25 protein-coding genes are annotated in these 26,388 nt (G+C 64.4%); 18 read left to right on the forward strand and 7 right to left on the reverse strand.

Annotation, left to right across the window (positions count from 1 at the left end):
• Positions 1 to 5: 5 nt before the first annotated feature.
• Positions 6 to 374, forward strand: coding sequence for a hypothetical protein (locus NKJ11_RS21705; RefSeq protein WP_013529317.1), 369 nt, complete (start codon positions 6 to 8; stop codon positions 372 to 374).
• A gap of 45 nt (positions 375 to 419) precedes the next feature.
• On the opposite strand, the gene NKJ11_RS21710 is transcribed toward NKJ11_RS21705, so the two are convergent.
• Entirely contained in the window at positions 420 to 1,391 is a 972-nt protein-coding gene (locus NKJ11_RS21710) for a sugar-binding transcriptional regulator (RefSeq protein ID WP_352776313.1), read from the reverse strand.
• 257 nt (positions 1,392 to 1,648) lie between these two features.
• Between NKJ11_RS21710 and NKJ11_RS21715 the strand changes: the two genes are divergently transcribed.
• The 6 genes from NKJ11_RS21715 (at position 1,649) to NKJ11_RS21740 (ending at position 8,754) form a co-directional block, all read left to right on the forward strand.
• Complete coding sequence (locus NKJ11_RS21715) at positions 1,649 to 2,635, forward strand: ABC transporter substrate-binding protein (RefSeq protein ID WP_128305052.1); 987 nt, start codon at positions 1,649 to 1,651, stop codon at positions 2,633 to 2,635.
• Between the two features lie 88 nt (positions 2,636 to 2,723).
• Entirely contained in the window at positions 2,724 to 4,427 is a 1,704-nt protein-coding gene (locus NKJ11_RS21720; RefSeq protein WP_352794252.1) for an ABC transporter permease, read from the forward strand.
• Positions 4,415 to 5,494: an ABC transporter ATP-binding protein gene (locus NKJ11_RS21725; RefSeq protein WP_128305054.1), complete on the forward strand. Its 1,080-nt coding sequence runs from the start codon at positions 4,415 to 4,417 to the stop codon at positions 5,492 to 5,494. Before NKJ11_RS21720 ends, NKJ11_RS21725 begins: the two co-directional genes overlap by 13 nt.
• Positions 5,494 to 6,660, forward strand: coding sequence for an MBL fold metallo-hydrolase (locus NKJ11_RS21730; protein ID WP_352794257.1), 1,167 nt, complete (start codon positions 5,494 to 5,496; stop codon positions 6,658 to 6,660). Before NKJ11_RS21725 ends, NKJ11_RS21730 begins: the two co-directional genes overlap by 1 nt.
• Entirely contained in the window at positions 6,657 to 7,415 is a 759-nt protein-coding gene (locus NKJ11_RS21735) for a 5'/3'-nucleotidase SurE (RefSeq protein ID WP_128305055.1), read from the forward strand. The genes NKJ11_RS21730 and NKJ11_RS21735 overlap by 4 nt, the downstream gene beginning before the upstream one ends.
• Positions 7,416 to 7,578: 163 nt before the next feature.
• Positions 7,579 to 8,754, forward strand: coding sequence for a DUF930 domain-containing protein (locus NKJ11_RS21740; RefSeq protein WP_352794253.1), 1,176 nt, complete (start codon positions 7,579 to 7,581; stop codon positions 8,752 to 8,754).
• Here the strand turns inward: NKJ11_RS21740 and NKJ11_RS21745 are convergent.
• Entirely contained in the window at positions 8,751 to 9,425 is a 675-nt protein-coding gene (locus NKJ11_RS21745) for an HAD family hydrolase (protein WP_128304698.1), read from the reverse strand. The two genes, NKJ11_RS21740 and NKJ11_RS21745, sit on opposite strands and share 4 nt — an antisense overlap.
• Before the next feature lie 94 nt (positions 9,426 to 9,519).
• The gene (locus NKJ11_RS21750; RefSeq protein ID WP_023811040.1) at positions 9,520 to 10,161 is read right to left on the reverse strand and encodes a hypothetical protein; all 642 of its coding nucleotides are present in this window, start codon (positions 10,159 to 10,161) and stop codon (positions 9,520 to 9,522) included.
• Between the two features lie 195 nt (positions 10,162 to 10,356).
• Between NKJ11_RS21750 and NKJ11_RS21755 the strand changes: the two genes are divergently transcribed.
• The 5 genes from NKJ11_RS21755 (at position 10,357) to ptsP (ending at position 15,187) form a co-directional block, all read left to right on the forward strand.
• Positions 10,357 to 10,794 (forward strand): transcriptional regulator GutM, encoded by a 438-nt coding sequence (locus tag NKJ11_RS21755; protein WP_023811041.1) that lies wholly within the window; start codon positions 10,357 to 10,359, stop codon positions 10,792 to 10,794.
• An 88-nt stretch (positions 10,795 to 10,882) separates the two neighbouring features.
• Positions 10,883 to 11,644: a PTS glucitol/sorbitol transporter subunit IIC gene (gene srlA / locus NKJ11_RS21760; RefSeq protein WP_013529328.1), complete on the forward strand. Its 762-nt coding sequence runs from the start codon at positions 10,883 to 10,885 to the stop codon at positions 11,642 to 11,644.
• Between the two features lie 16 nt (positions 11,645 to 11,660).
• Positions 11,661 to 12,662 carry a PTS glucitol/sorbitol transporter subunit IIB gene (gene srlE / locus NKJ11_RS21765; RefSeq protein ID WP_023811043.1) on the forward strand — a complete coding sequence of 334 codons (1,002 nt, stop codon included), beginning with the start codon at positions 11,661 to 11,663 and terminating at the stop codon, positions 12,660 to 12,662.
• A gap of 109 nt (positions 12,663 to 12,771) precedes the next feature.
• Positions 12,772 to 13,152 carry a PTS glucitol/sorbitol transporter subunit IIA gene (locus NKJ11_RS21770; protein ID WP_023811044.1) on the forward strand — a complete coding sequence of 127 codons (381 nt, stop codon included), beginning with the start codon at positions 12,772 to 12,774 and terminating at the stop codon, positions 13,150 to 13,152.
• Positions 13,153 to 13,207: 55 nt separating this feature from the next.
• Positions 13,208 to 15,187 (forward strand): phosphoenolpyruvate--protein phosphotransferase, encoded by a 1,980-nt coding sequence (gene ptsP, locus NKJ11_RS21775; protein WP_352794254.1) that lies wholly within the window; start codon positions 13,208 to 13,210, stop codon positions 15,185 to 15,187.
• 14 nt (positions 15,188 to 15,201) lie between these two features.
• On the opposite strand, the gene NKJ11_RS21780 is transcribed toward ptsP, so the two are convergent.
• Positions 15,202 to 16,005, reverse strand: coding sequence for a hypothetical protein (locus NKJ11_RS21780; protein WP_352629308.1), 804 nt, complete (start codon positions 16,003 to 16,005; stop codon positions 15,202 to 15,204).
• Positions 16,006 to 16,164: 159 nt separating this feature from the next.
• On the opposite strand from NKJ11_RS21780, the gene NKJ11_RS21785 reads away from it, so the two are divergent.
• Positions 16,165 to 17,175 (forward strand): sugar-binding transcriptional regulator, encoded by a 1,011-nt coding sequence (locus tag NKJ11_RS21785; RefSeq protein WP_023811047.1) that lies wholly within the window; start codon positions 16,165 to 16,167, stop codon positions 17,173 to 17,175.
• Here the strand turns inward: NKJ11_RS21785 and NKJ11_RS21790 are convergent.
• Genes NKJ11_RS21790 through NKJ11_RS21800 form a run of 3 tightly spaced genes read right to left on the reverse strand, consistent with a single transcriptional unit; the run spans position 17,162 to position 20,335 of the window.
• Complete coding sequence (locus NKJ11_RS21790; RefSeq protein WP_352611809.1) at positions 17,162 to 18,013, reverse strand: TIGR01459 family HAD-type hydrolase; 852 nt, start codon at positions 18,011 to 18,013, stop codon at positions 17,162 to 17,164. The two genes, NKJ11_RS21785 and NKJ11_RS21790, sit on opposite strands and share 14 nt — an antisense overlap.
• Positions 18,010 to 19,284: an FGGY-family carbohydrate kinase gene (locus tag NKJ11_RS21795; RefSeq protein ID WP_352611814.1), complete on the reverse strand. Its 1,275-nt coding sequence runs from the start codon at positions 19,282 to 19,284 to the stop codon at positions 18,010 to 18,012. Before NKJ11_RS21795 ends, NKJ11_RS21790 begins: the two co-directional genes overlap by 4 nt.
• A 7-nt stretch (positions 19,285 to 19,291) precedes the next feature.
• Positions 19,292 to 20,335 (reverse strand): class II aldolase/adducin family protein, encoded by a 1,044-nt coding sequence (locus NKJ11_RS21800; protein WP_352442062.1) that lies wholly within the window; start codon positions 20,333 to 20,335, stop codon positions 19,292 to 19,294.
• 192 nt (positions 20,336 to 20,527) lie between these two features.
• Here NKJ11_RS21800 and NKJ11_RS21805 point away from each other — a divergent pair, with 192 nt between their 5' ends.
• The 5 genes from NKJ11_RS21805 to NKJ11_RS21825 all read left to right on the forward strand — a co-directional run bounded on the left by NKJ11_RS21805 (position 20,528) and on the right by NKJ11_RS21825 (position 26,232).
• A complete protein-coding gene (locus NKJ11_RS21805; RefSeq protein WP_352611810.1) occupies positions 20,528 to 21,304 on the forward strand; it encodes a DeoR/GlpR family DNA-binding transcription regulator in 777 nt (258 codons plus the stop codon).
• Positions 21,301 to 22,680 carry an FGGY-family carbohydrate kinase gene (locus NKJ11_RS21810; protein ID WP_352794255.1) on the forward strand — a complete coding sequence of 460 codons (1,380 nt, stop codon included), beginning with the start codon at positions 21,301 to 21,303 and terminating at the stop codon, positions 22,678 to 22,680. The genes NKJ11_RS21805 and NKJ11_RS21810 overlap by 4 nt, the downstream gene beginning before the upstream one ends.
• Positions 22,677 to 24,221 (forward strand): sugar ABC transporter ATP-binding protein, encoded by a 1,545-nt coding sequence (locus NKJ11_RS21815; RefSeq protein ID WP_352442064.1) that lies wholly within the window; start codon positions 22,677 to 22,679, stop codon positions 24,219 to 24,221. The genes NKJ11_RS21810 and NKJ11_RS21815 overlap by 4 nt, the downstream gene beginning before the upstream one ends.
• Positions 24,218 to 25,216, forward strand: coding sequence for an ABC transporter permease subunit (locus tag NKJ11_RS21820; protein WP_352611812.1), 999 nt, complete (start codon positions 24,218 to 24,220; stop codon positions 25,214 to 25,216). The genes NKJ11_RS21815 and NKJ11_RS21820 overlap by 4 nt, the downstream gene beginning before the upstream one ends.
• Positions 25,217 to 25,293: 77 nt before the next feature.
• Positions 25,294 to 26,232, forward strand: a complete 939-nt coding sequence (locus NKJ11_RS21825) for an ABC transporter substrate-binding protein (protein WP_027038073.1) — start codon at positions 25,294 to 25,296, stop codon at positions 26,230 to 26,232.
• The last annotated feature ends 156 nt before the right edge of the window (positions 26,233 to 26,388 follow it).

Genomic DNA, 26,388 nt, shown 5'->3' on the forward strand with positions numbered 1-26,388 from the left:
CAAATATGCCTGCATTCGACCCATCTGACGTCAAAACCCTGTTCGGCAAGGTCATGGGCGCGTCGCCATCCGATATCAAGCTGGTGGCGCAGCGCCTGCACGACCACGCCTTCGAGCCGCGCATGTCGGCGGAGGAGACCAGGCAGCTTGTCGCCAGCCTCGGCTATGACAGCCTGGACGCGTTCTGCGCCGATATCGGCTTGCCCACGCATATCGCCGAGCGCTGGAGCCGTTTTGGTGTTTCCGGCGAGATGAAGCAGGTTTTCACGCTGTTGGCGGCGCAGCGCAAGCGGGTGGCCGAGGCGATCGCCGAATTCGAATCCATGACCCATGTCGGTGTCGAGGATTTTTTGCGCGAGCGCGGGCTCATTTAGCGGGAAACACGGGTAGCGGGAAACACCTTGGCCAGTCGAACCGGCTCAGCCGCCCTTGGCAAGCAGCGCCGTGGCGGTATCGCTGTCGGTGATCAGCACGTTGGTGTCGACGGCTTTCAGCGCGGCGAGGATCGCCGCGACCTTGCGCTTGCCGCCCGCGGCGAGAACCACATTCGGCACGTTGCTGACCACATCGAGATCGATGGCCATGACGCGGCTGTTGACCTCGTGGTCGACCAGCCCGCCGGCGGCATCGACAAAATAGCACAGCATGTTGGCGACCGCGCCCTTCGCTTTCAGCGGAGCGATCAGCGATGAGGGCACGATGCCGTGCCGGAAGATGGTGGCGTCCGGCGACATGTCGCCGACGGTGAGCAGCGCGATGTCGGCGGCGGCCGCGCGTTGGCGTACATCCTGCAGGGTCGGCTGCGCCCAGAGGAGATCGCGCAGCGAGGAATTGTCGACCGTCACCGGCGCGGTGATCTGATAGCTGTCGACCTCGAAGACGTCTGCGACCTTGGCAGCAACGATGGATGGATTGATCCATTGCGAGTGCGGCAGGCTGCCGACAAGCGCCACCACGCAGGCACGCTTCAATTGCCGGCGGGCAAGGAAGCCGAGGCTGGCATGCAGGGTCGCGCCGCCACCGATGGCCAGCGTCATGCCGTCCTGCATCTGCTCGCCGAGATAGGCCGCGACGGCATGGCCGATGGCCTTCTCCAGATGGTCATGCGCCGAAGGTGTCGGGATGACGACGGCGGCATCCAGACCCCAGCGCTTTTCCAGTTCCCGCTCGAGCGCCACCTGCCCGGCGGTCGGCGCGTTGATCATGGTGACGACAATGCCCTCGGCGGTGCAGGAGGCCAGCGTACGCATGACCTTCACCCTGGAAACATCGAGCTTTTCGGCGATCTGTTCCTGGGTGAAACCTTCGACATAGTAGAGCCATGCCGTCTTGACGGTAAGGTCCGACGAGACCATCGGTAGGCGAGCCTGTCTGGGTTTTTCTGTGGTCATCGGTTCCTGTCCCTCATGAGCCGTGGCCTGCCCGGTGCTCATCAAGGAAACACCGGCCGGATGTCAATTGATGCCGATCGCAGGCGCGTCGATTGTCGCACAGTTTTGTTCATTTGTAATTGACATCGTACATATGAACATATTTTGTGGGTTTCACGCGCTGTGTCATCCACCAGTCATATGCGCCGTGCAGGGAGGAAGAGACGGGGAGCCGGCCAGAGCCGGACCGGTCATGCACAGAAAGACAGGAGGTCTCATTGAAGACGCACTTCATCAAGCTGCTGGCCAGCCAGCTGGCGCTCGCGGCAACTTTGTTTGCCGGCGTGGCAAACGCCGAAACACTGACTCTCTACACGTCCCAGCCGGAAGCCGACGCGGCCAAGACCGTGGATGCCTTCAAGAAGGCGCAGCCGGGTATCGATGTGAATATCTATCGCTCCGGAACGAGCGACATCCTGACCAAGATGGCGGCCGAGTTTGCCGCCGGCAGCCCGCAGCCCGATGTGCTTTTGATCGCTGACGCGGTCAGCATGGAGCTGTTGAAGAAGGACGACCGGCTGCTGCCCTATCCCGAGGCAAAGCTCGACGGCATCGAAGCGGATGCCTATGATGCCGACAAGACCTATTTCGGCAGCAAGCTGATCACCACCGGCATCGTCTACAACACCGCGGCGACCGAGAAGCCGCAGCATTGGGCCGATCTTGCCAAGCCCGCCTATGCCGATGGCCTGGTCATGCCGAGCCCGCTCTATTCGGGTGCCGCCGCCTACCTGCTTTCGGGCTTCGTCGGCGATACCAACTATGGCTGGGATTTCTTCCAGAAGCTGAAGACCAACAACACCGTCAGCGTGCGCGGCAATGGTGCGGTGCTGAAGTCGGTGGCATCGGGCGAGAAGCCCTATGGCATCCTCGTCGACTTCATGGCGATGAACGCCAAGAAGAAGGGTTCCCCGGTCGAGTTCGTGTTCCCCTCGGAAGGTGTGCCGGCAGTGACCGAACCGGTCGCCATCATGAAGACCGCCAGGAATGTCGATGGCGCCAAGAAGTTCGTCGACTTCATTCTTTCCGATGACGGCCAGAAGCTGGCGCTTTCGATGGGCTATCTGCCGGCGCGTGCCTCGGTCGGCCGCCCCGAATGGCTGCCGGAAGGCGTCAAGGTCAAGGTGATGTCGTTCGACACCAAGGCAATCGTCGCCAAGACCGACGCCGACAAGGCGAAGTTCTCGGAACTGTTCGGCGGCTGAGCCGGCAATCCAGTCGGCATGCCCCCCTAGCGGCATGCCGACTGCGAAATCCGAGCGCATCGGCTGATCAATCCCAGGAAAAGCAATCATGTCAACACGGATCAGGGAAAGCCGGGGCCAGGAAATGGTCCTGACGGCGGCGGTGGCCATCGTCATCGTCCTGCTTTCGCTGCTGCCGATGCTGCGCCTGATCAAGGAAATCGTGGCACCCGGCGGCACGCTGTCGACCGTCGCGATAAAGGCGGGGCTCGCCAGTCCGGCGACCTGGATCGCCACCTGGCACACACTGGTCGTCGGTATCGGCGGCACCCTGCTTGCGGTGCTGTCGGGAACGCTGGTGGCAGTGCTCGTTACGCTGACCGATATCCGCGCTCGCAGCGCCTTGGTGCTCTGTTACGTCATGCCCCTGATGATCGCGCCGCAGGTGACGGCGCTGGCCTGGCTGCAATTGTTCGGCCCGGCAAGCCCGTTCCTCAAGCTGTTCGGGGCGGCACCGCCGCTCGGGACCAGGAACCCGCTCTATTCGACATCGGGCATCATCCTGCTGCTCGGCGTGCAGTATGGCCCGCTGGTCTTCCTGCTGGTGCGCGCCGGCCTGCGCAAGCTGCCGCGTGAGCTGGTCGAAGCAGCGCGGGCGGGCGGTGCCGGCTGGTTCACCGTGCTGGTCACCATCGTGCTGCCGTTGATGACGCCCTCGATCATGGCCGCCGCCGCACTCGCCTTCGTCTCCTGCGTCGGCAATTTCGGCATTCCGGCCTTTCTAGGCATTCCCGCCAACTATCTCGTGCTGCCGACGCTGATCTATCAGAAGCTGGCCGGCGGCGGCCCCGCCGTGCTCGGCGAAACCGCGTTCCTGTCGGTGCTGATCGGTATCATCGCCATGGCGGGCATCCTTGCCCAGGAGATCATGAGCCGCCGCCGGGACTATCGCATCAGCTCCACGTCGCTGGCGGCTGAGCCATACGAACTCGGCCGATGGCGGCCGGCCGTGCAGGCCGGCATGTGGCTGCTGATCATCGTGGTGCTGTTCCTGCCGCTGTTCGGGCTGGTTCTGACATCGCTGGTGCCGGGCTACGGCATCGCGCTCACCGCCAAGACGGCAACCTTCGACAATTATCGCTTCGTGCTGTTCGAGCATGATGCCGCCAGCCGTGCCTTCTTCAACAGCTTCTGGCTGTCGATCGCGGCTGCGTTCTTCGCGGTCCTGGTCGCCGTGCCGATCGGCTATCTGATCGCCTGGGGCAAGCAGCGCTGGGTGCGGCTGCTCAATCTGTCGGTGGAACTGCCCTATGCTCTGCCCGGTGTGGTGCTGGCGATCGCCTCGCTGCTCATGTTCCTGCGGCCGATCCCGCTCACCGGCATCCAGCTCTACAACACGGTCTGGATCATCCTCTACGCCTATCTCGCCCGCTTCCTGGTGCTGGCGCTGCGGCCAACCATCAGCGGCTATCACCAGATCGACCGGGCGCTGGAGGAAGCGGCGCAAGTGGCAGGCGCCGGGCTGTTCACCCGCATGCGCACGATCATCTTTCCCTTGGTGGCACCGGCGGCGATCGCCGGCGGCCTGCTGATCTTCATGACGGCCTTAAGCGAACTTACCGTTTCCGCACTGCTGTGGTCGTCGGGCTCGGAAACCATCGGCGTGGTGATGTTCTCCTTCGAGCAGGGCGGCGATTCCAACTATGCGGCGGCGATGTCCGTCATCACCGTGGCGGTCACTTTCGTGCTCATGCTGGTGACCAATCTGCTTGCCCCCTACCTTCCGACCGGAGTGCTGCCATGGCGCGATTGAGCCTGGACAATGTGACCAAGAGCTTCGCCAATTTCGATGCCGTCAAGGACGTGTCGATCGACGTCGCCGACGGCGAGTTCCTGGCAGTGCTCGGCCCTTCCGGCTGCGGCAAGACGACGTTGCTGAGGCTGGTCGCTGGATTCGAGAAAGTGACGTCGGGCGAAATCCGCATCGGCAGCGAGGCCGTGTCGGGCAAGGGCGGCAGCGTCGCGCCGGAAAAGCGGCGCGTCGGCATCGTCTTCCAGAACTATGCGCTGTGGCCGCATATGACGGTGGCCGAGAACATCGGCTATTCGCTGAAGGTGGCGAAGCTCGACAAGGCCGTCGCCCGCCGGAAGGTTGAAGACGCACTGGCCCTTGTCGATCTGCAAGGGCTGGGCGAGCGTCGGCCGGCCAATCTTTCCGGCGGCCAGCGCCAGCGCGTGGCGCTGGCGCGCTGCCTTGTCGCCGCGCCCTCGCTGGTGCTGTTCGATGAGCCGCTCGCCAATCTCGACGTGCATCTGAGGGCATCGATGGAGGACGAGTTCGCATCCTTCCACAAGCGCACCGGCACCACTATCGTCTACATCACCCATGATCAGGCCGAGGCGATGGCATTGGCCGACCGCATCGCGGTGATGGATGGCGGGCGCCTTGCCCAGCTGGCGACGCCGCGCGAGCTCTATCATGAGCCGGCAAATGAAATGGTCGCATCCTTCATTTCGCAAGGCATTTTGCTGCCTGCGGATGTGTTGAGTGTGGAAGAAAGAGGCCACTGCAAGGTCCGGGTTCTCGGCGCGGAACTGGTTGTCCGCTGCCGGCCTGGCGAGCGGCCGCGCGCTGGCGCCAAGATCTGCTGCCGGTCAGCCGATCTTGACGTGTCGCCGGACGGTCCCGGCTTCGATGGCCTGGTCAAGCGGGTGATCTATCAGGGTGGCTCGGCGCGTATCGAATTCACGCCTTCGACCAGTCCCGACATCACCTTGCACTTCGAACAGCCCGACCCAGTCATGCTGGAAAGCGGGTCCCGGGCCCGTCTGCGCATAAGGTCCGGCTGGCTGATCCCGGCGGCGGGGGCGGCATCGTGATGATGCTCGACCTGCTCGGCGGCTTTGGCGAAAAGGGCCGCACCAGCCTTGCTGTGAGCAGCGGCAAGGATCGCATCCTGCTCGACGTCGGCATCAAGGTCGGCGCCTCGGGGGCGGACTACTATCCGGCGCTGAACGGGTCGGCCGCCGACATCGAAGCGCTGTTCGTCTCGCATGCGCATGAGGATCATGTCGGCGCGCTGAGCTGGCTGCTGTCGCGCGGCTATGCCGGCCCGATTTTCATGACGGCGGAGACCCGCAATGAGGCGCCTGCCACGCTCGCGGGCTATGCTGAGCTCGAGGATTTCAGGCGGTTCCCTTTTCCCGAAGACCGCATCCAATTGTTCGAACCCGGCGATACGCTGAAGAGCGGAAATCTCACGATTCGAACGGGACGCTCCGGGCATGTGGTGGGCGGCGTCTGGTTTGCCGTGGACGATGGCGAGAGCCGCGTCGCCTATTCGGCCGATGTGGTGCCGGACAGCAATGTCTTCGTCATGGACACGATCCCGCACTGCGACCTGCTTGTCCTCGATGCTTCCTATGGCGCCGATCCGGTGCCGGGGGCGGCGCGGGCGCTCGAAATATCGCAGTGGGTTGCGACGCATTCGGGCGGGTGTCTTTTGCCGACGCCGCTCTCGGGTCGGTCGCTGGAGCTGATCGCGGCCTTGCCTGGGCCGTTCGCGATCCATGCCGGCATGCGTTCGTCGCTGGAAGCGCAGATCGGCGCCACCGCATCCCTGTTGCCAAGTGTCTCAGAACTCTTGCTTCGCCGCCTGCAAGACGCAGCCGACTGGACCGATGCCGATCCCCTGCCGCCAATCCCGTTGCTGGCGGATGACGGTATGGGTGAGGCCGGCCCGTCGTCGCGCCTCTTGCCGCGTGCCGACCATTCCGGTTTTCCGGTGCTGCTTACCGGCCATCTGCCGTCAGGTTCGCCGGGCGATCTGTTGCACAAGGCCGGCCGGGCGGACTGGGTGCGCATGCCGACCCATCCGACGCTGTCGGGCAATGTCGACATCTGGGAAACGGCCGGCCGTCCCGCCGCACTCGGTCATTCCTGCACGCCGGACCTTCTCGGCGATTTGCAAGCCCACATCCCGTCGCTGCGGACGCAATGCCGCACCGGCCAGCGCATCACGGTGCCTGAGGCAAGAAAACGATGAGAATTCTGATCTGCAACGACGATGGCATCGAAGCGCCGGGGCTTGCCCGTCTCGTCAAGGCCGCCGGCACGTTGAGCGACGATGTCTGGGTGGTCGCGCCCGACGGCAAGCGCACCGCTGCCAGCTCGTCATTAACGATTGCCAGGCCGTTGACCATGCGGCGCGTCAAGCCGAACTGGTACTCCTGTTCCGGCACCCCGGCCGATTGCGTGGTAAGCGCTATGACCTGGCTGTTCGCCGATTCCGAGAAACCGGGCCTTGTGCTGTCGGGCGTCAACGATGGCCGCAACGTTGCCGAGGACCTTGCCTATTCCGGAACGCTCGGCATTGCGCGGGAGGCGACTTTCTGGGGCGTTCCAGCCATCGGCTTCTCCCGCGTGAAGAATCCTGATTTCACCGATGGCGACGACCAATGGCTTGGCGCGCTGATCGCTTCATTGTGGCAATCGCGCGCCGACTGGGCCGCTGAGGGTCATTGGCTGAGCATCAACCTGCCGACCTTGCTGCCGGCCGAAATCCGACAGCCGCGCATCGGTCGCGACAAGATCGCCCGCAGAGCCGAAATCGTTGAAAGCGACGGCGATCGCACTGTCATCACGGTGCCGCGCGGTCGGGCTCATGACAGCCAGCCGGGCGACGAGAACGAGGCGATCGATGCCGGCTTCATCAGCATCAACCGGCTGAACTGGTTTGGCGAGACACGGCTGGACGAACGGTTTCTGGACGGGATCGCGCGCCAGCGGCAAACTGGCTGACCTCAGGGCTTCAATCGGATTGTGGAGGTGGTTTGAGTCGCGCCATATCTCACCGGCGCTGATCCGCGCGTCGTCATCCGATCACCAACCTGTCAGCGGTTAAATCAAGCCAATCCACTACCTATGCTTGAAGCCGCCGCCATTTCATTCCACATCGGTGCGGATGAAGGGCGAAACAGGAGAACGGCGGCGGCATCTGCTGTGGGCTTTGCCCGCATCGCTGATCCTGCATGCACTCATCGCGGCGTTTCTGGTCTATGGCCTGCCGAGACCCGAGCAGCAGCCGGCTCAGCAGGAACAGCCCGTCAATGTCGCGATCGTGCCCCCGCCCGAAAAGCCCAAGCCGAAACCTGCTCCAAAGCCACCGGAGCCGACACCTGAAAAGAAGGCTGAAAAGCCGCCTGAACAAAAGCCGCCTCCGGAACCGCCGAAACCGCCAGACGACCAGGTTTTGAAGCGCGTTTTCCAGTACGGCCAGAAAGATACCGGGCCGGAGAAATCGCTCGACGGAAGCAGCGCTAAACCCAACACGCCGTCGCCGGCCAAGGATGAGGCGCCGAAGCCGCCTGTAGCACCGACACCCGCGCCGACCCAGCCCGCCCCGGCTGCAACGCCACAGCAGAAGGCAGAGCCCAGCAAGTCTGACGAGAAGCCAGCCACCGTTGCGCCGGACGAAAAGCCCGCGCAAAGCGAGGAGAAGCAGGCGACCGAGGACACTGACAAACAGCAGCCGGACAAACAAGAACTCGCACCGCAACCCGCCGAAAAGCACGCCGTCGTGACGCCAAAGCCATTGGCGGCTGAGACCGGTGACAAGCCGGCGCCTCCAGCCTCGACTGGAAAGGCAAAGCCCAAAACCAAGCCTGCCAAGACAATGACGTTCAAACCCGCAAGAGCTTTCAAAGCGCCGATCGGGAATGCTGGAAGGTCAAATCCCACCAACAACGACGTTGCAGGATCACCGATCTATTCCGGCCTTCCGGGCGTCAGAAAGCTTTACTCGCAAGGGGCCACCGGCAATGCGTTCGCTACAAGCTCCATGGAGAATGTGCCGCGCGGTCAGCGCGTGGCCACCCTTTGCGGCAATGTCCTCAGCCGGGAACTGCAAAGTGCGGACTATACGGTCAAATGGGTGCCAACCATTACGCTGGACAAAGGCAATGTCCTCAATCCTGCTCAGGCGGCCTTCAGCACCAGAAATACCTGGTACAATCTAAACTTCCGGTGTGAAGTCGACCCCGATGCGACGAGGGTCCTATCCTTCAATTTCCGTGTGGGGTCATTGGTCCCGCCTGGCGAATGGGCCAGTCGTGGATTCGCCAAGTATCCGCTGAATTAGGCCGGCACGCCAAGCCCGGACAATTGCCGGCTAACTTCTTGCCAGTCGGCGCAGACGAAATCGGCACCGGCAGCCGTCAGCCGCGCAGCGTGCTCGGCATAGGTATGGCCGCCACCGGTGTAGCCGATCGCGGTCATGCCGGCGGCGACCGCGCCCTGAATGCCGAAGGGCGAGTCCTCGATGACGATGCAGTCAATGGGATTGGCGCCGATTTTGTCCGCCGCGAAGAGGAAGATGTCCGGCGCGGGCTTGCCGTTCTTGACCATCGAGGAGCTGTAGATCGCATCGCCGAAGAAACGCGCCAGCCCGGTCACAGCAAGGCTGTGGTTTATGCGCTCGACGGAGGAGGACGAGGCAACGCAGCGGTCGCCCGCAAGCGTCTCGAGGAACGCAGCGATTCCCGGTGTCGGCTTCAATTCCTGCGAGAACAGCACCTTGGTCTCGGCCCAGATGTCGCCGTCCGCCGCCGCCGGAAACTGGTGCCCGGTCAAATCCTTGATCCTGGCGATGATATCGGACTGCTTCATGCCGATGCATTGGGCGATGATGCTGGTGTTGACGCCGGGCATGCCGTGCTTTTCGTAGACGCGCTCGTAGGCGCGGGCGGCCAGAGGCTCGCTATCGACAAGAACGCCGTCGCAATCGAAAATAATAGGCCTTGGTTGCGCCACGCGTTTCCCTCTCGAGTCAGTTTTCGCACATCGCTATCGGCAAAAAGTCAAATGTTCAATAGCGGGTGCGTTTTTGAGGGCGCGAAGAGTGGGCTCAAAGCTGGCGCAACGCATCGCTCGCACGGGAAGACCCGAGCGCCCGTTGCATGGCTTGCCGGGACTGCGCGCGATCTGGGGTGATCCAGTTCGGTTCGGCGCCGAGAAAGCGGTCGAGGAAAGCCACCGCATAGGCCGGCATCTCGGTCACATTCTCGCGATAGGACCACCATGTGCGCAAATCGTCGGCGCATTTGTCGATGCCGGGTGCCGTGCCGAATTCCTGCTCGTGGATCGCCGAAATCACCGAGACGCAGTAGTTGGTGTAGAGGAAACCCTCCGGCCAGAAGCGGACGATTTCCAGCGTGCCGGCGTTCGTTTCCGTCTCGATCAGTTGGGTGAGGCCGGATATTTCTTTTGCCGGCGCCTGTTTTATCAACTCGCGCAGCACGAGGCCGGCGGCAAAGACGATGAAGTCGGCGCGGTCGATCGCGGCGAAGCGCTTCTGCGCTTCCATGATCTCGACCCAGTCGAGAAAGGCTCTGGTGAGCTTGGCCTCGTCGATCTCGAAGCGCACGCCGAACGTGTCCGAGACCACCTTGGCGCTGCCGCGAAAGGTGGCGCGGAACCAGCGCAGCTGCCGCAGCCGATGGCGAAGATCCGGCATCAAGGCCAGCTCGTCCCTGAAGGGCAGCTCCATGTTCCTCGTATCCTGTTTCCCGGTCAGCCTAGCACAACAGCGCCACGGCCGAAATCGGTCAGCGCCCTTGTAGATGACCGCAGCCGAGGCCAATATCATACATATTGACATTCTCGGAAACAAATGTTCTCACTTTGCTGTTGTCACGCGCCGGTCCAAGGTGCGGTTCAACTGAGGCTTCGGGAGGAGAACCGAATGGCGATTTGGCAGTGGGGACTGCTTCTGCTGGTTATCGTGTGGGCGCTGCAGTCGCTCGGCGTCTGGCTGCAGATGCGGCACTATTCGGATGTCTTCAGGGGCGTCACCGACCAGTACAAGGATGGCTTCGTCGGAGCCGGCAATTTTCGCGGCCGGTTGGCCAAGGGCACCATCGCGCTCGTCGTGGTGACGCCTGATCTGGTCGTGCGCCGCCTGATGGTGATGAGCGGCCGTTCCGTCTTCACCAAATTCAAAAGACATGAAGAATTCGAGGGTGTTCCCCTCGATAAACTCCGGTCCAACCCTGCAATCATGGGGGAGGGGGAACCCGGTGTGGCCGAGGCCGTGAAACGGGCGATCGAGCAGATCGACAAGACACGGTCGGAGCCGGGGAAGAAGCCGGGCCTGTCCGGCTTGAACATAGCAAGGGCTTAGGGCCGGAGGATTTCGGGCTCTAAATCAAAGGGATAGAGGACGCCGCGCACCGACTGGGATCAACCGGCGGGTGGCATAAGGAGGAGAAATGTCTGTATTTTCGTTGTTGGCGCAGCATGCCGACATGGCCGTGCACAATCTGCATGTCGCAGGTGCCATGGTCTCGGATGCCGCATTGCATGGCAAGCTCGCAGTCGAGCATGCCTCCGACCATCTCGTTGTCCTCGCACAAGCGGACAGCGGACCGATCACCGTCGATCAGTTCAAGGAAAAGCTGAAGGACGTCCAGCAGGAAGAGCAGCTCGGCTGGCTGACCGCCATCGGCAAGTACTTCATCGGCATCTTCCAGAAGGGCGGCGAGGTCTTCGCCGGCTTCGTCACCGGCATCATCCCGACGCTGGTGGTGCTGATGACGGCCTTCTACGCCGTCACCGAACTGGTCGGCGAAGAGCGCGTGCATGGCCTGGCGCGCGGCGCCGGCCGGATCGCGCTGACGCGCTACACGCTGTTGCCGCTGCTGGCGGTGTTCTTCCTCACCAATCCGATGGCCTATACGTTCGGATCGTTCCTGGAAGAAAAGCACAAGCCGGCCTTCTATGACGCGGCCGTGTCCTATGTGCACCCGCCGCTCGGCCTGTTCCCGCACATCAATCCCGGCGAGTATTTCGTCTGGGGCGGCATTCTCGTCGCGCTGCTGGAGCTGGAAAAGAAGGGCGTCGTCGTCGCCGGCTACCACGTCAAGGTGGCGATCTGGTACGCCATCGTCGGTCTCGTCGTCATCCTGCTCAAGGGCATGCTGACCGAACGCATCACCGCTATCATGGCACGCCGCCAGGGCGTCGAGCTGTAAGGGCGGGGAGGACATCATGGCCAAGACATACAAAGCCGTACGCATCTCCCGGGGCAAGACCGGTTGGGGTGGCCCGCTCGTGATCGAGCCGACCGAACAGCGCAGCAAGGTGGTTTCCGTCACCGGTGGTGGCATTCACCCGGTGGCGCAGCTTATTGCCGACATGACCGGTGGCGAAGCCGTCGACGGCTTCAGGGCGCCGCCGATCGAAAGCGAGATGGCGGTGGTGGTCGTCGATTGCGGCGGCACCGCACGATGCGGCGTCTATCCGCGCAAGCGCATCCCGACCGTCAATCTGACGCCGGTCGGTCAATCGGGGCCGCTGGCCCAGTTCATCACCGAGGACATCTACGTTTCGGGCGTGAAGCCGGCCAACATCACAATGGCGGACGGATCCGAAACGGTCACGACTGCAGGGGGAGCAGCAGCGATGAGTTCAAGCAACAATGCGGCCGCGGCACCACAGCCGCTGCCAAGCGAGGGTGGGCTGATCGGCCTCATCAGCACGATCGGCCGGGTCATGGGACGTATCGTCGGCATCTTCTTCAATGCCGGCCGCCGCACCATCGACCAGGTCATCCGCAACGTGCTGCCGTTCATGGCCTTCGTGACCATGCTCATCGGTCTGATCCTGTATACCGGCATCGGCGATGTGCTGGCGCAGCCGATGGGTCCGCTGGCCAACAACATCGTCGGCCTGCTGATCATCTCGGCGATCTGCGGCCTGCCGTTCCTGTCGCCCATTCTCGGGCCAGGCGCTGTCATCGCGCAGGTCATCGGCGTCGCCATCATCGGCCCGCAGATCGCCAACGGCACGATTTCGCCGGCGATGGCACTGCCGGCGCTGTTTGCCTACAATACCCAGGTGGGCTGCGACTTCGTCCCCGTCGGCCTGGCGCTTGGTGAGGCCAAGCCGAAGACGATCGAAATCGGTGTTCCGGCGGTGCTGATCAGCCGCCAGATCATGGGCCCGGTCTCGGTGCTGATCGCCTGGGTTGTCAGCCTGATCGTGTTCTAAGGCAATTCCAGGGAAAAGCGCACAATGCTTTCCCTTGGAAATTGCGTCAAAACAAAGAGATAGAGCGGTTCACCGCTCTAGGGAAAGTTGAGAAAATGAGGTTCGCCATATGACGGTTCTGCTGAGAACACGGGTCACTGCCATCGGCCCTGAAGTGGCGGACCTTGCCGAAGGGGGCGTGGTCATCCTGTTTGCGGATGGCTCGCCGCCGGAGCTTGCCGAGGTTTCGGTGCTCCACAAGGCGGAGCAGGGACCAAGTGACGGAGCGCCCGCCAAGGGCGCTTCGATCACCCTCGGCCCGGTTGTCGCTGTTATCACAGCGGTCGGCTCCAGCGCGTGGAGCAAGGTGCTGGAAATGGGCCATGTCGTCATCTCGTTCAACGGCGCTACCGAGGCCGAGAGGCCGGGCGAGATCTGTGCGTCGCAAGTCGACCCGCAAGCGCTGGTGGCCGCCCTGAAGACCGGCGCGATCATCACCATCGCCGCCTGACAGCATTCGCGCCGTGGCCTATGTTGGGAGCGGCGCCCAAAACCAGAGTATTGCCATGGAACGCTCGACCATCGTCAGAGTGCATGAAGGTTTGCACGCCCGTCCCGCGACGCGGTTCGTGAAGCTCGCCAAGGGCTTCGAATCCGACGTCGAACTGGTCAAGGACGGCAAGGCGGTCAGCGCCAAGAGCTCGGTCAAGCTGATGCTGCTGGCGGTCAAGGAGAACCAGGAAGTCACGGTGCGGGCGAATGGCGCCGATGCCATCGAGGCGCTTGAGGCGCTGATCGGTTATCTCGAGAATCCGCGGGCCGGCCTCGATGATGAAGCAGAAGCACAGAGTCCGGCGAACGATGCCGGACAGGAAGCGGCACCCGCGTCCGAACCGGCGCCAGCGGCACCTGACGGGGCAAACCGCCTGCGTGGCGTGGCCGCGAGCGAAGGTTTCGCCATCGGCCCGGCCTTTGCGCATTTCCCGCCCGATATCGCCGGACAGGGCCGCATGTTGCGGGCCGAGGAGATAGAAGGCGAGATCGACAGGTTCCGCGCGGCTGTCGGCGCGGTCCAGGCCCGCATGGATTATGCGTTGGCGCAGGACAGCCTGTCGGCTGGAGACCGCGGCATCGTCGCCGCGCTCAGGGATATCGCCGCCGACGATAGCCTGACTGGTGAGGCCGAGGGCCTGATCAAGGGCGGCAATGACGCGGTCTCCGCCGTCATCACCGCCGCCTCCAACATTGCCGCCGAATTCAGCGCGGTCGACGATCACTATCTCAACGCGCGGGCGGATGACGTTCATGCGGTCGGGCGGCAGATCTGCCTCGTGTTGCTCGGGCAGGACGATGTCAGCCTCGAAAACATACCCGAAGGGGCTATCCTGATTGCCGATGACATCGGCGCCTGGGATCTGGCACGCGCGCCGCTGAAGCGTATCGGCGGCGTGGTGTGCGGCCATGGCGGCGCCACCTCGCACATCGCCATCATTGCCCGCTCGCACGGCATTCCGGCAGTGCTCGGCCTCGGCGGCCAGGTGAATGCCTTGCGTACTGCGCGAGACGTCGCGCTCGACGGCAATGCCGGCCATGTGATCATCGACCCCGACGAGGCGACCCGCGCCGATTTCGCCGGCCGCGTCGAAGCGGCGGCAAAGGAGCGCGCCGGACTGACCATCTTCAAGACGGTGACGCCGAAGCTTGCCGACGGCAGGATCATCGAGGTCGCGGCCAATATCGGCTCACTCGAGGAAATCGAAGCGGCGCAAGAGGCTGGTGCCATGGGCATCGGCCTGTTCCGCACCGAGCTTTTGTTCATGCGCCATATGCATCTGCCCTCGGAAGACATGCAGGCCGAGACCTATGCGGCGCTGGCCAAGGCTTTTGCGCCTTATCCGGTCATTGTACGCACGCTCGACATCGGCGGTGACAAGCCGATTGCCGGCATCGAATTTCCCGACGAGGAAAACCCCTTCCTCGGCTGGCGCGGCATCCGCATGTGTCTCGACCGGCCCGACATCTTCAAGCGCCAACTGCGGGCGCTGCTGCGCGCAGCCGTGCACGGCAACATCAAGGTGATGCTGCCGATGGTGTCCGACCTCTCGGAGGTCAGGCAGACGCGCGTGCTGGTTGACGAATGCACGGCCGAGCTGAAAGCCGAAGGCGTGCCGCATGCGACCTTCGATCTCGGCGTAATGATCGAAACCCCGGCCGCCGTGCTGATCGCCCCGACGCTGGCCAAGGAGGTTGCTTTCTTCTCGATCGGCACCAACGATCTGACCCAGTACATCATGGCCGCCGACCGGCTCAATCCGACGGTCGCCAAGCTCAACGATGTCACCAATCCGGCCGTCATGTCGGCGATCGAAATGACGGCAAAAGCCGGCGTCGCCGCCGGTATCATGGTCGGCATGTGCGGTGAGGCGGCCGGCCGTCCCGATCTCATTGCGACCTTCGTGAAGATGGGGCTGACCGAACTCTCGATGAGCCCGGCTTCCATCCAGCGCGCCAAGAAAGCGATCATGGCCATGGCCGCTGAAGGCTAGCCCAGGCCGGCCAACTACGGCAGATGGGCAAGCAAGGTGGCGAACACCGGTGTCAGTTCAGCGATCGGGTTTGCCTTGGCGCAGGCCTGAACGATGCGGTCGTGGCGGATATCCGCCGCCAGGATCGCGATCTCCAGCATATCCGGCTCCGGCGCGCCGTGCCTGCCGGCGGTGGCCAGGCCGCAGGCCAAAGCGAGCGGTGCCAGGCAGCTTACGTCAAGTGCGCTGCTGCCCACCACCGCCGGCGTTTCGGACACCGTTTCGGCAAAGCGGACCGGACGCTGGCCGAGGCACTCGACCAGCAGCGCCGAACAGGTGGCCGCGATTGCCTGCAGTCCGGCACCTGGCGCGGCCAACGCGGCCAGCAGATCGCCATGCCGCTTGCGCATCGTGGCATGGACGGCCGCGAAATCGGCTTCGTGGATGCGGGCACTGTCGATGTTCAGACCGGCAAGCACCGCCTTGGTCAGATAATACATATCGCGCCGAAACAGGCGCTCGGCGCCCAGTTGGCGATCCTCGTTGCCGACCGGGAAATAGGTGCCGAGGCCCTTCACCGTGGTGCCGTCCACCTTGATCGGGCGCTCATGCGGGACGAAAGCTTCAGCGATCGACAGCGCTTCGTCGACGGCACTCGCGGCATGGCTGAGCAGGCCTTCGATGCCCTTGCCTGGAAACGGCGGCAGATGGCTGGTTGCTTCGCGCAGGATGCTGGTATTGCCGCTGCCGTCATGGCGGCTCTGGCGGATGATTTCGCGGACTTCCCGCAGCCGGTCCTTCAGATTGACGCGGACATCCTCGGAGATTTGTCGGAGCATCGCGGATCGCCTTGAAATTTGCTGCGGATAGCCGCCAACCGGGGCAGCCGCCACTCTCTACATTGCTCCTATCGATTGGTAGATCAATAGGCGATACTAGACCAGCATGCAGAATCGGCGGCGGCGCGCTCGTCCGTCGCCGCAGGGGGAGAGACAGACTTGGGCAGACGACGACAGGGCGAAAGCGAAGACGGTCGAGGCGAGGCAACCGAGCAGGTCGCCAGCGAAAGCCGGACGGATCGCCTCAGGATTCGCGCCGCCTGGATGTATTTCGTCGAACAGATGACGCAGAACGAGATCGCCGACGTGCTCGGCGTCGGTCGCGTCACCATCGTGCGCATGCTGGCGGATGCCCGGGCGCGCAACGAAGTGAAGATCACCATCGAGAGCGAATTGTCGGAAATCGTGCGGCTTGAGCGCGCGCTGGAGAAGACGTTCGGGCTGCAGCAGGCGCTGGTGGCGCCGCTTTCGGCACCCGATGCCGATCCGATACCAGCGATCAGCGCCAAGACCGGCAGTTTCCTGTCGGACACGATGAAGTCCGGGATGCGGGTCGGCGTCGGCTGGGGGCAGACGCTGTTCTCGAGCCTGCCCTTCATCAGCGCCAAGTCGCTCACCGACTTCAAGGTGATTTCGCTGCTTGGCGGCGTCGGCGTCGTGCGCCGGGTCAACCCAGCCGAGTTCGCCTGGCGCTTCGCTCAGATATTCCAGGGCGACGGCTATCTGATGCCGACACCAGCCGTCGTCGACAGCGTCGAGACCAAGATCGCACTGATCGAGCGCTGCGGCCTGCAGGAGATTTTCGAAATGGCCGACGTGCTCGATGCCGTTCTGCTGAGCGTCGGCGGGATCGCCTCCGCCACCACCTTCTCTCGTGGCGGCTTTCTCAAGGAGGCGGATCGGGAGGCCCTGCTTGCGCGTGGCGCCGTTGGTGACCTCCTGTTCCATTTCTTCGACCGCAATGGCGATCTGGTCGACCATCCGGTCAACAGCCACGTGATGTCGGTGGATGTCGACCGTCTGCGCAAGGCGCCGATCCGCATCCTCACTTCCGGTGGCGAGGAGAAAACCGAAGCGCTGCTCGGCGCCATGACCCTCATCGCCCCAACCATCCTGATCACCGACGAGGAGAGCGCGCGGCGCATGCTGGAAGCGGTCAGCGGAAGCTGAAGCTGTCCGTGATGTAGTCCGGCCAGGCCTGCTGTTCGTCGAAAACAGCGGCGAGATCCGGTGTGTCCGCCAGTATTCCGCTCAGCACCAGCGCGGTGGCGATGCCGGTGCTGTTTCCCCCCGATATATCGTGTTCGACGCTGTCGCCGACACAGACCACGGTGCCGCGGTCCGGCTCGCCGGCCAGCGCCAGCGCGGCGTCGAAAATCGCCTTGTCGGGCTTGCCGATGCGGGTAACGCTGCCGCCCAGGCTTTCATAGAGATCGGCCAGACGGCCGGCGCCGAAGCGAGGGCCAACGGCCGTCAGCATGATGATGTCGGGATTGGTGCAGAAACACGGCACCCGCCGCTCTGCAGCCGGCGCGAACAGCCTGCGATAATGCTCGAGGTCAAAGCGGTCACCCTCGCTGGCCGCGATCAGCACCAGTTCGGCCTCATCGCCGGACCCGGTCAGCACAAAAGGCAGGCCCTCGATCGCGGAGCGGTCAGCTTCACGGCTGATCAGCAGGCATTTTGTCCCTGGGCGCAGCTTCCCCGACGTCGCCATCTCCCTGAAGGATCGCCACGCCACCTCGCCGGAAGAAACGAAATGATCCCAGCTTCCCGCTTCGAAGCCGAGTTTTATGAGCCGGCTTTCATTGGGTCGTGCCCGCCTGCCGGAGTTCGAAACCAGCACCACGGTCTTGCCGGCGCGCTTCAGCGCCGACAGCGCTGCCACCGCGCCCGGATAGGGCCGTGTGCCGTCATGCAGCACGCCGAACTGGTCGAGCAGGAACACGTCGTAGCGCTCCGCCAGCGGCCCGATGCCGTCGAGACGTTCGATCGTTTTCGCGCTCATAGGAGTCCTGCCCGGCTTGCACCCATCAGCGCCAGCCGCGCCGTGCCGGCGGCGGCCTCGTCGGAAAGCGCGGGCAGGAAATCGACGCCGAGCCTGCGCCGCCGGATTGCCGTCCAGGCTGGGTTCGCCGCCCCGCCTCCGACGCTCCTGACCGATATCAGCGCGGGCGCGCCGAGTTCGGCAAGCCTGTCATAGCCGAGCGCTTCGATCGCGGCGATGCCTTCGAACATCGCTTTCAGATAATCGGCGTCGTCCGCCGGCCGGGGTGCAAGGCGAGGCGGCAGCGCCGGATCGGCGATCGGAAATCGTTCGCCCGTGGCGGGAAGCGGATAGTAATCGAGGCCGGTGTCGGTCTCCGGGTCGATTTTTGCGCTGAGTTCGATGATACGGGCGAGCGGAAAATGCTGAGCCAGCACCTTGCCGCCGGAATTCGACGCACCGCCTGCCAGCCAGGCGTTGCCGAGCCGGTGGCTGTAGATGCCGAAGCGCGGCGCCGAAATCGGCCGGTCGGACAGGATCTTGATGGTCAGCGAGGATCCCAGCGCGGTGACGCCGTCGCCGATCGCGGCAGCACCGGTCGCCAGGAACGAGGCGCAGCCATCCGTGGTTCCGGCGACGACGGCCACATCGCGCGGCAAGCCGAACAGTTCCCCGGCTTCCGCGGTGAGGGCGCCGGTGACTTCGCCCGGCTCGACCACGCGCGGCAGCAACTCCACGCGCATTCCGGTCGCGGCGATCCATTCCGGCCAGCGGCGGGCCTCGACATCATAGCCTGTCTTCAGGGCATTGTTCTCGTCGCTGACGTCGAAGCGGCCGGAGAAGTTTCCGGCAATCCAGTCGGCCTGATGCAGCACCGCCGCAATGCCCGGCAGATGCTGGAAGCGCAGGGCCTTGGCGAGGCCGGATGTCGCTCCGTGCGCTGCACTTGCAGCCGGCGCGGTGCGGTCGATCGCGGCCAGAATGTCGTCGTCATCGACCTTGTCGTTGTACATCAGCGGTTCGGCCAGCGGCCGCCCGGCGGCGTCGACCGGCAGCAGCGTGCCGGAGGTGCCGTCGATGGCGATGGCGCGGACCGCCGTGCGGTCGATGCCGGAAAGCAGGTCCGTCAGCACCGCCTTGACCGCTTGCCACCATGCCGTGGGGGCTCGGTCATCGCGGCCAAACCTGTCGAGTGGAACGGCCGAATGCCCGGCTATGGAAAAATCCGGGCGCATGGCGACGGCGCGCGCACCTGATGTGCCTAGGTCGATGCCGATGACAAGTGGCATCATGTCCATGCTAGCCGCCAGCCGCGTTGAGCTTCTGGCGATATTGCTCGGCGTCCCAGTTGACCAGCTCGTCATTCTCGGAAGCGGTGAGATAGTTCAGCCGTGCGGCGACGTCGATGCGCGCCGTCACGTCGGCGAGGCAGCGTTGCATGGCATCGGCGCCGGCACTGGCGTCGCCGCGCATCAGCACGCCTGCGCCGGGAAACAGGATCGCCGCAGGCGACGTGTCCAGTCGTGCAATGACATCGGCCACCGCCTCGCCCGGTTTCGCCACGATGGAGCCCTGGCCGAGGAAGATGACGTGGTCCGGATAGAGGCTGCCGGCCTGCGCCATGCGGCGGCTCTCAGGGTCGAGCGCAACCGCATGCGCTTCGACATCGGCCGGCAATCTGTAGAAGCTGTCGCCGGCAAGCGCCGCCAAGGCATCGAGGTCGGGTGCGGCGGTCGCGCGCGCCGGCCGGGCCAGCAATGACCTGATACGGCGCAGCAGAAGCTCCGCCCCGGCGACGGTTTCGGCGGCGACGACCAGCCCGTGATTGCCAAGGATCAGCACGTCGACACCAGGCCGCAGTTTTTCAGCAATGCCGCGTGCAAGCGGCAGGCCGGGCCGGAAATAGGGCACATAGGCCCAGTCGATGCCATCGAGCCGCCTGGCGACCTCGGCCTCGCCATCGGCCTGCACGGCAAGCGAGATGGTGTCGACGCAATGGACGTGAAGAACCACGCGCTGCGGCATCAGGGCGTGCACCGTGGTCTCGATCGACGGCCGCAGGCCGCGCGGGTTGAGCGCTGCAATGGTGAAACCCTGCGGCTGGTCGGCGGCGCGATCGCGCTGTTCGACGGCTCTCAGCAACGGCGCCATCGCCACCGGCACCATGATGTCATCGACCAGCGCGTCCTTCAGCCAGGTGCCGGAGGCCTTGATCCACAGCGTGTCGCCGGCTTTCAGCGAGGTGTTGCCGCCTGCCGCCTGGGTCAGATGCGGGCTCTGCCCGATGCTGGCCGAAAGCGCCCGTAAGGCCGCCAGTTCCTGCGCGTCAGCTTGGGTCGCCATGGCGCTTTTCCTCCAACGGCTCGGCCGTGTCCTGCGCGAAATCCCGTTGCCGGGGTCGAATTGGCGCTGATATCGCAGATACGAGTGATCTACGTCAATAGTGATCTAGTATCATCAAAACCCGCTTGCAATCCGGCTAATGTTGAGTAAGTTGCGCCAACTGCCATGGAAATGGCATCCGGGAGGAAAGAATTGATAGACTCCGGCCGCCAGCGTCAGATCGTCGAACTGCTGCGGGATCGTCCGTTCGCTTCGGTGCGCGAGCTGCAGGAACGGCTTGGCGTTTCAGCCGCGACGGTCAGGCGCGATATCGACAGGATCGACGAAGCCGGCGAAGCGCGGAAGGTCTATGGCGGCATCTCGGCGCTCGACGGCGCTTCCCAGGCCGGTGTCGCCTACGCCCGGCCCTATGACGAGAACCGCGACCTTGCGGTCGAGGCCAAGCGGCAGATCGCCGCTCTCGCGGCGACCATGGTGCGTGACGGCGACGCCGTCATCGTGCATGGCGGCTCGACCTGCTTCCATCTCGGGGTCAAGCTCGCCGAGCGCAACATCCGCCTCTACACCAACTCGATGCCGCTGGCGGCCTATCTCAGCGACCACGGCCATTGCAGCCTGACGGTTGCGGGCGGTGATCTGCATCGCGAACCCGGCATCATTCATTCGCTCACCCAGGCCGTGCCCTTCTACGCCTCCAAATTCTTTCTCGGCGCGCAAGGCCTTGGCCAGGAAGGCGTGATGGAATCGCACCCGCTGCTGGTGCGCTCGATCGTCGATCTCAGCCTCTGCGCCGACCAGATCGTGGTGCTGGCCGACAGCCGCAAACTGTCGATCCACGCGCGCAATGTCGCGCTCCCGCTTTCCCGCATCGGCACGCTGGTCACCGACGACGGTCTTTCCGATGCCGATGCGCGCATGCTGGAAGACGCCGGCGTCATGGTGCGGATAGCCTCGGGAGCCATCCAGTGAAGGTGGCTGTCCTCGATTTCGGCAAGACCAATTCGAAGCTGTTCGTCTTCGGCCAGGACGGGCGCATTGTCGACGAGCGCCGGACCCAGCCGAAATGGGTGCGCCAAGGCGGCTTCAGCGTGCTCGACGAGGCGGCGCTCCACCATTGGGCGCTCAGCGCCGTTGCCGATGCGGTCGATGGTCATGGAGTGGAAGGGGTCATGGTCTCGGGCCATGGCTGCACCTTTGCCTTGGTCGACGAGGCGGCGCTGACGCATCCGATCCTCGATTACGAGCAAGAGCCGCCGGCCGAGATTGCCGCGCGGATCGATCGCCGCATTCCGGGCTTTGCCGAGACCTTCTCGCCGCGGTTGCCGCTGGGCTTCAACTACGGCCGCCACATGCTGTGGCTGCAGGAGGTCGAGCCCGACGCGTTCGCCGCGTCGAAATCGATCCTCGGCTATCCGCAATATTGGAGCTGGCGCCTTGGCGGACGGGCGGTCTCGGAAGTATCCTATCTCGGCTGCCATTCGCATTTGTGGGCGCCGCGCCGCCAAGATTTTTCCTCGCTGGTCGACGCGCAGGGCTGGCGTGACCGGATGCCTGCCTTCGAGCGCGCCGGCACCGTTATCGGCGAGCAGCGCCTCGGCGCTGCGGCAAGCCCGATCGCCATCCACAACGGCGTCCATGACTCGAATGCGGCGCTGCATGCCTATCGCCGGCAGGAGCTTGGCCCGGTCACCGTCGTTTCTACCGGCACCTGGGTCGTCGTGCTCAATCCGTCCTGTCCCCTCGACGCGCTCGACCGGGACCGCGACATGCTGGTCAATGTCGATGTCGGCGGCGGCCCAGTGCCGACCATCCGCTTCATGGGCGGGCGTGAATTCGCAACCATCAGCGCCGGCTGGCAAGGCGAGATCGCCGGCCCGGCGGTGCAGCGGGTGATCGATGCCGGCATCATGGCGCTGCCGAGCTTCGCGCCGGGCGGGCCGATGGCGGGGCATTCCGGCCGACTGGCGGGGCGCGCGCCCAATGCCGAGGAACGCGCGGCTACGGCGCTGCTCTACGTCGCGCTGATGGTCGATCTGTCGCTCGATCTCATCCATTCGAACAACACGGTGATCGTCGATGGCGGGCTGAACACGGGCGGTCTGCTCGCCGGACTGCTGGCGCAATTGCGTCCCGACCAGGCTTTCCTGCAGGGCGCCACGCTGGAGGGCAGTGCCACCGGTGCAGCGGCGCTCGCCTTCGAGAGCGTTGAGCGCGAATTCGCCGCCGAAGTTCCGGAGCCGGTGCGCGCGTCGCGTTTCACCGGGTTGGCAGGCTATCGCGGCAATTGGCGTGCCGCCACCATGGACCGGGGCGTCGCTGGTGCGGTGGCGGGAGGCGCGCGATGAGTGCGATTGCCAAGGCCGAGACGGTGCGCCAGCCGGTGCTGGAGATGCGCCACATCTCCAAGACGTTCGGCACCATCCGTGCCTTGCACGATGTCTCGCTCAGCGTCCATGCCGGCGAGCTGCACGCCTTGATGGGCGAGAACGGCGCCGGCAAGTCGACATTGATGAAAGTGCTTTCAGGCGCCTATCGGCCGGATGCCGGCGGTGAGATCCTGATCGACGGCATGCCGGCCGCGACCGGCGATCCGATCAAGGCGCGCGCCAGCGGCGTCGCGGTGATCTATCAGGAGCTGTCGCTGGCGCCCAATCTGACGGTGGCGCAGAACATCTTCCTCGGCAACGAGCCGCGACGCTTCGGCATCGTCGATCGTGACCAGTGCACCCGGCGCGCCAGGGAGATCATCGCGCGTCTGGGCGTCTCCTTTTCGGCCCGCGACATGGTCTCCAGCCTGTCGCTCGGCGAGCGCCAATTGGTCGAGATCGCCCGCGCGCTGTCGACCAATGCGCGCATCATCGTCATGGACGAGCCGACGACGTCGCTGACCTCGCGCGAGACCGACCGGCTGTTCGAGGTCATCGCGACGCTGAAATCGCAAGGCATCGCCATCATCTACATCAGTCACCGCATGGAAGAGGTCTACCAGCTTGCCGATCGCGTCAGCGTGCTGCGCGACAGCGGTTATGTCGGTACGCTCGAACGTGCCGACCTCAGCGCCTCGCGCCTCGTCTCGATGATGGTCGGCCGCGATCTGTCGGCTTTCTACAAGAAGGATCATCGGCCGCCGGACGAAAAGCGCGCGGTGGCGCTCTCGGTGCGTGGCATGTCCGACGGCCGTCTCCTGAAAGACTGTTCGTTCGACCTGCACAAGGGCGAGGTGCTGGCGCTGGCGGGTCTGGTCGGTTCCGGCCGTACCGAGCTTGCGCGGCTGATCTTCGGCGCCGACAGGCGCGTGTCAGGCACGCTGGAACTCGACGGCAAACCTGTAACCATCGGCTCGCCGCGCGAGGCGCTCGATGCCGGCATCGCCTATCTGACCGAGGACCGCAAGGAACTCGGCCTGTTCCTCGACATGTCGATTTCCGACAACATCAGCATGGGCGTGCTGGCGCGGGATTCGCGCGCCGGCGGCTTGCGCGACTTCGCGGCCGCCGAAAGGCGCGCTTCCAAGGCCGTTGCCGGTCTCTCCATCCGCACCAGTTCGGTGCAGGCCAATGCCGGCTCGCTGTCGGGCGGCAACCAGCAGAAGGTGCTGCTCGCCCGCCTGCTCGAAACCGAGCCGAAGGTCGTCATCCTCGACGAGCCGACCCGCGGCGTCGATGTCGGGGCGAAATCGGAAATCTACCGGCTGATCGACAATCTCGCCAAACAGGGCATCGCCATCCTGATGATCTCCAGCGAACTGCCCGAGGTGATCGGCGTCGCCGACCGCGTGCTGGTGATGCGCGACGGCACGATATCGGGCGAGGTGACGGCATCGCAAGGCGAACCGCTAAGCCAGGAAAAAATCATGGAACTTGCAACGGGAGCGGCTCAGCAATGACCGACAAGGCGACCGAGATCAGCGCAGGCGGCCAGGCCACCGGCACCAGCCGACGGTTGCGCACGGCTTTCGCTGCCCTTGGCATGCTGCCGGTGCTGATCCTGCTGGCGGCCGGCTTCCAGTTCCTGAACCCGCGCTTCCTGACCGAGACCAACCTGTTGATCGTCACCCAGCAGTCGTCGATCAACATCGTGCTGGCGGCCGGCATGACCTTCGTCATCCTGACCGGCGGTATCGACCTGTCCGTCGGCGCCATCCTGGCCGCATCGGCGATGGTGGCGGTGATGGTGTCGCTGGTGCCCGACTGGGGTTTGCTCGGTGTGCCGGCGGCCATTCTGGTCGGCCTCGGCTTCGGCCTCATCAACGGGCTGCTCATCGCCTATATCAAGCTGCCGCCCTTCATCGTCACGCTGGGTTCGCTGACCGCGGTGCGCGGCGTCGCCCGCCTGCTCGGCCAGGACACCACGGTGTTCAATTCGGACCTGCCGTTCGATTTCATCGGCAACGGTTCGCTGTTCGGCATTCCGTGGCTGGTCATCATCGCGCTGTCGGTGGTGGTGCTGTCCTGGCTGGTGCTCAAGCGCACCGTGCTCGGCACCTGGATCTATGCCGTCGGCGGCAATGCCGAAGCGGCGCGGCTGACCGGCATCAAGGTGCCGCTGGTGCTGCTCTTCGTCTATGGCATTTCCGGCCTGCTGGCCGGCCTTGGCGGCGCCATGTCGGCGGCCCGGCTCTATGCCGCCAACGGGCTGCAGCTCGGGCAGTCCTATGAACTCGACGCCATTGCCGCTGTCATCCTCGGCGGCACCAGCTTCGTCGGTGGCGTCGGCTCGATCTGGGGTACGCTGATCGGCGGCCTGATCATCGCGGTGCTCTCCAACGGGCTCATCTTGGCCGGTGTCTCCGACATCTGGCAGTACATCATCAAGGGATTGGTCATCATCGTGGCGGTCGCCCTCGACCGCTACAGGCTCCAGGCAGGAGCAAGAACGTGATTGACCTTAGTCGCCGGCGTCAACGACCGGTTTCATGTAACGCACCGTGAGAGGCGCGGGGCAATCGGAGGAAAGCAATGAAGACCATCGCCAAACTGCTCTGCGGCGTCGCACTCGCGTCGCTCGCCATCGCGCCTGCTTCGGCCAAGGACCTCAATAAGGTCGGCATCTCGGTCGGCCTGCTCGGCAATCCCTTCTTCGTCGCCACCATCAAGGGCATCGAGGACGCGGCCAAGAAGATCAACCCAAAGGTCGAGGTGACCTCGGTGTCGGCCGACTATGACCTCAACAAGCAGGTCTCGCAGGTCGATTCGTTCATCGCCGCCGGTGTCGACGTGATCATGCTCAATGCCGTCGACGCCAAGGCGATCGCGCCGGCGGTGAAGAAGGCACAGGCTGCGGGTATCGTCGTTGCCGCCTTCGACGTTTCGGCGCCGGGCGCCGACGTGACCGTGATGACCAACAACGTCAAGGCCGGCGAAGAGGCCTGCCAATACCTGGTCGACCACACCGGCGGCAAGGGCGACTACGTCATCCTCAACGGACCGGCATCGTCGTCGATTCTGGAGCGGGTGAAGGGCTGCAAGAACGTGCTGGCGCAGCATCCCGACATCAAGATCCTCTCCGACGACCAGAATGCCGAAGGCTCGCGCGACGGCGGCCTGAAGGTGTTCCAGTCGCTGCTCACCCGCTTCGACAAGATCGATGCGGTGTTTGCCATCAACGATCCGACGGCGATCGGCGCCCAGCTTGCCGCCAAGCAGCTCAACCGCTCGGAGTTCATCTTCACCGCCGTCGACGGCGCGCCCGATATCGAGAAGGAACTCTCCTCCGGCACCTCGATGATCAAGGCCTCGGCCTCGCAGGATCCCTATGTGATGGCCGGCCAGTCGCTGACGATGGCGGCCGAACTGTTGGCCGGCAAGAAGCCGGCGGAGCCGACCGTCCTGCTCGACCCGAAGCTCATCACGGCCGAGAACCTGAAGGACTACAAGGGCTGGACCGCAGCCCGCTAAATCCTCCCAAGGCCGGTGGGGGGGGGGGGGGGGGGGGGGGCGCGGCGGCGGGGGGGGGGGGGGGGGGGGGGGGGGTGGAGGAGTGGGGGGGGGGGCAGGGTCTCGAGGGGGGGGCGGTGGGGGGGGGCGGTGGGGGGGGGGGGGCGGGGGGCGGGT

It is taken from the genome of Mesorhizobium sp. M0243 (assembly GCF_040321775.1).
In the GTDB taxonomy this organism is placed as follows: domain Bacteria; phylum Pseudomonadota; class Alphaproteobacteria; order Rhizobiales; family Rhizobiaceae; genus Mesorhizobium.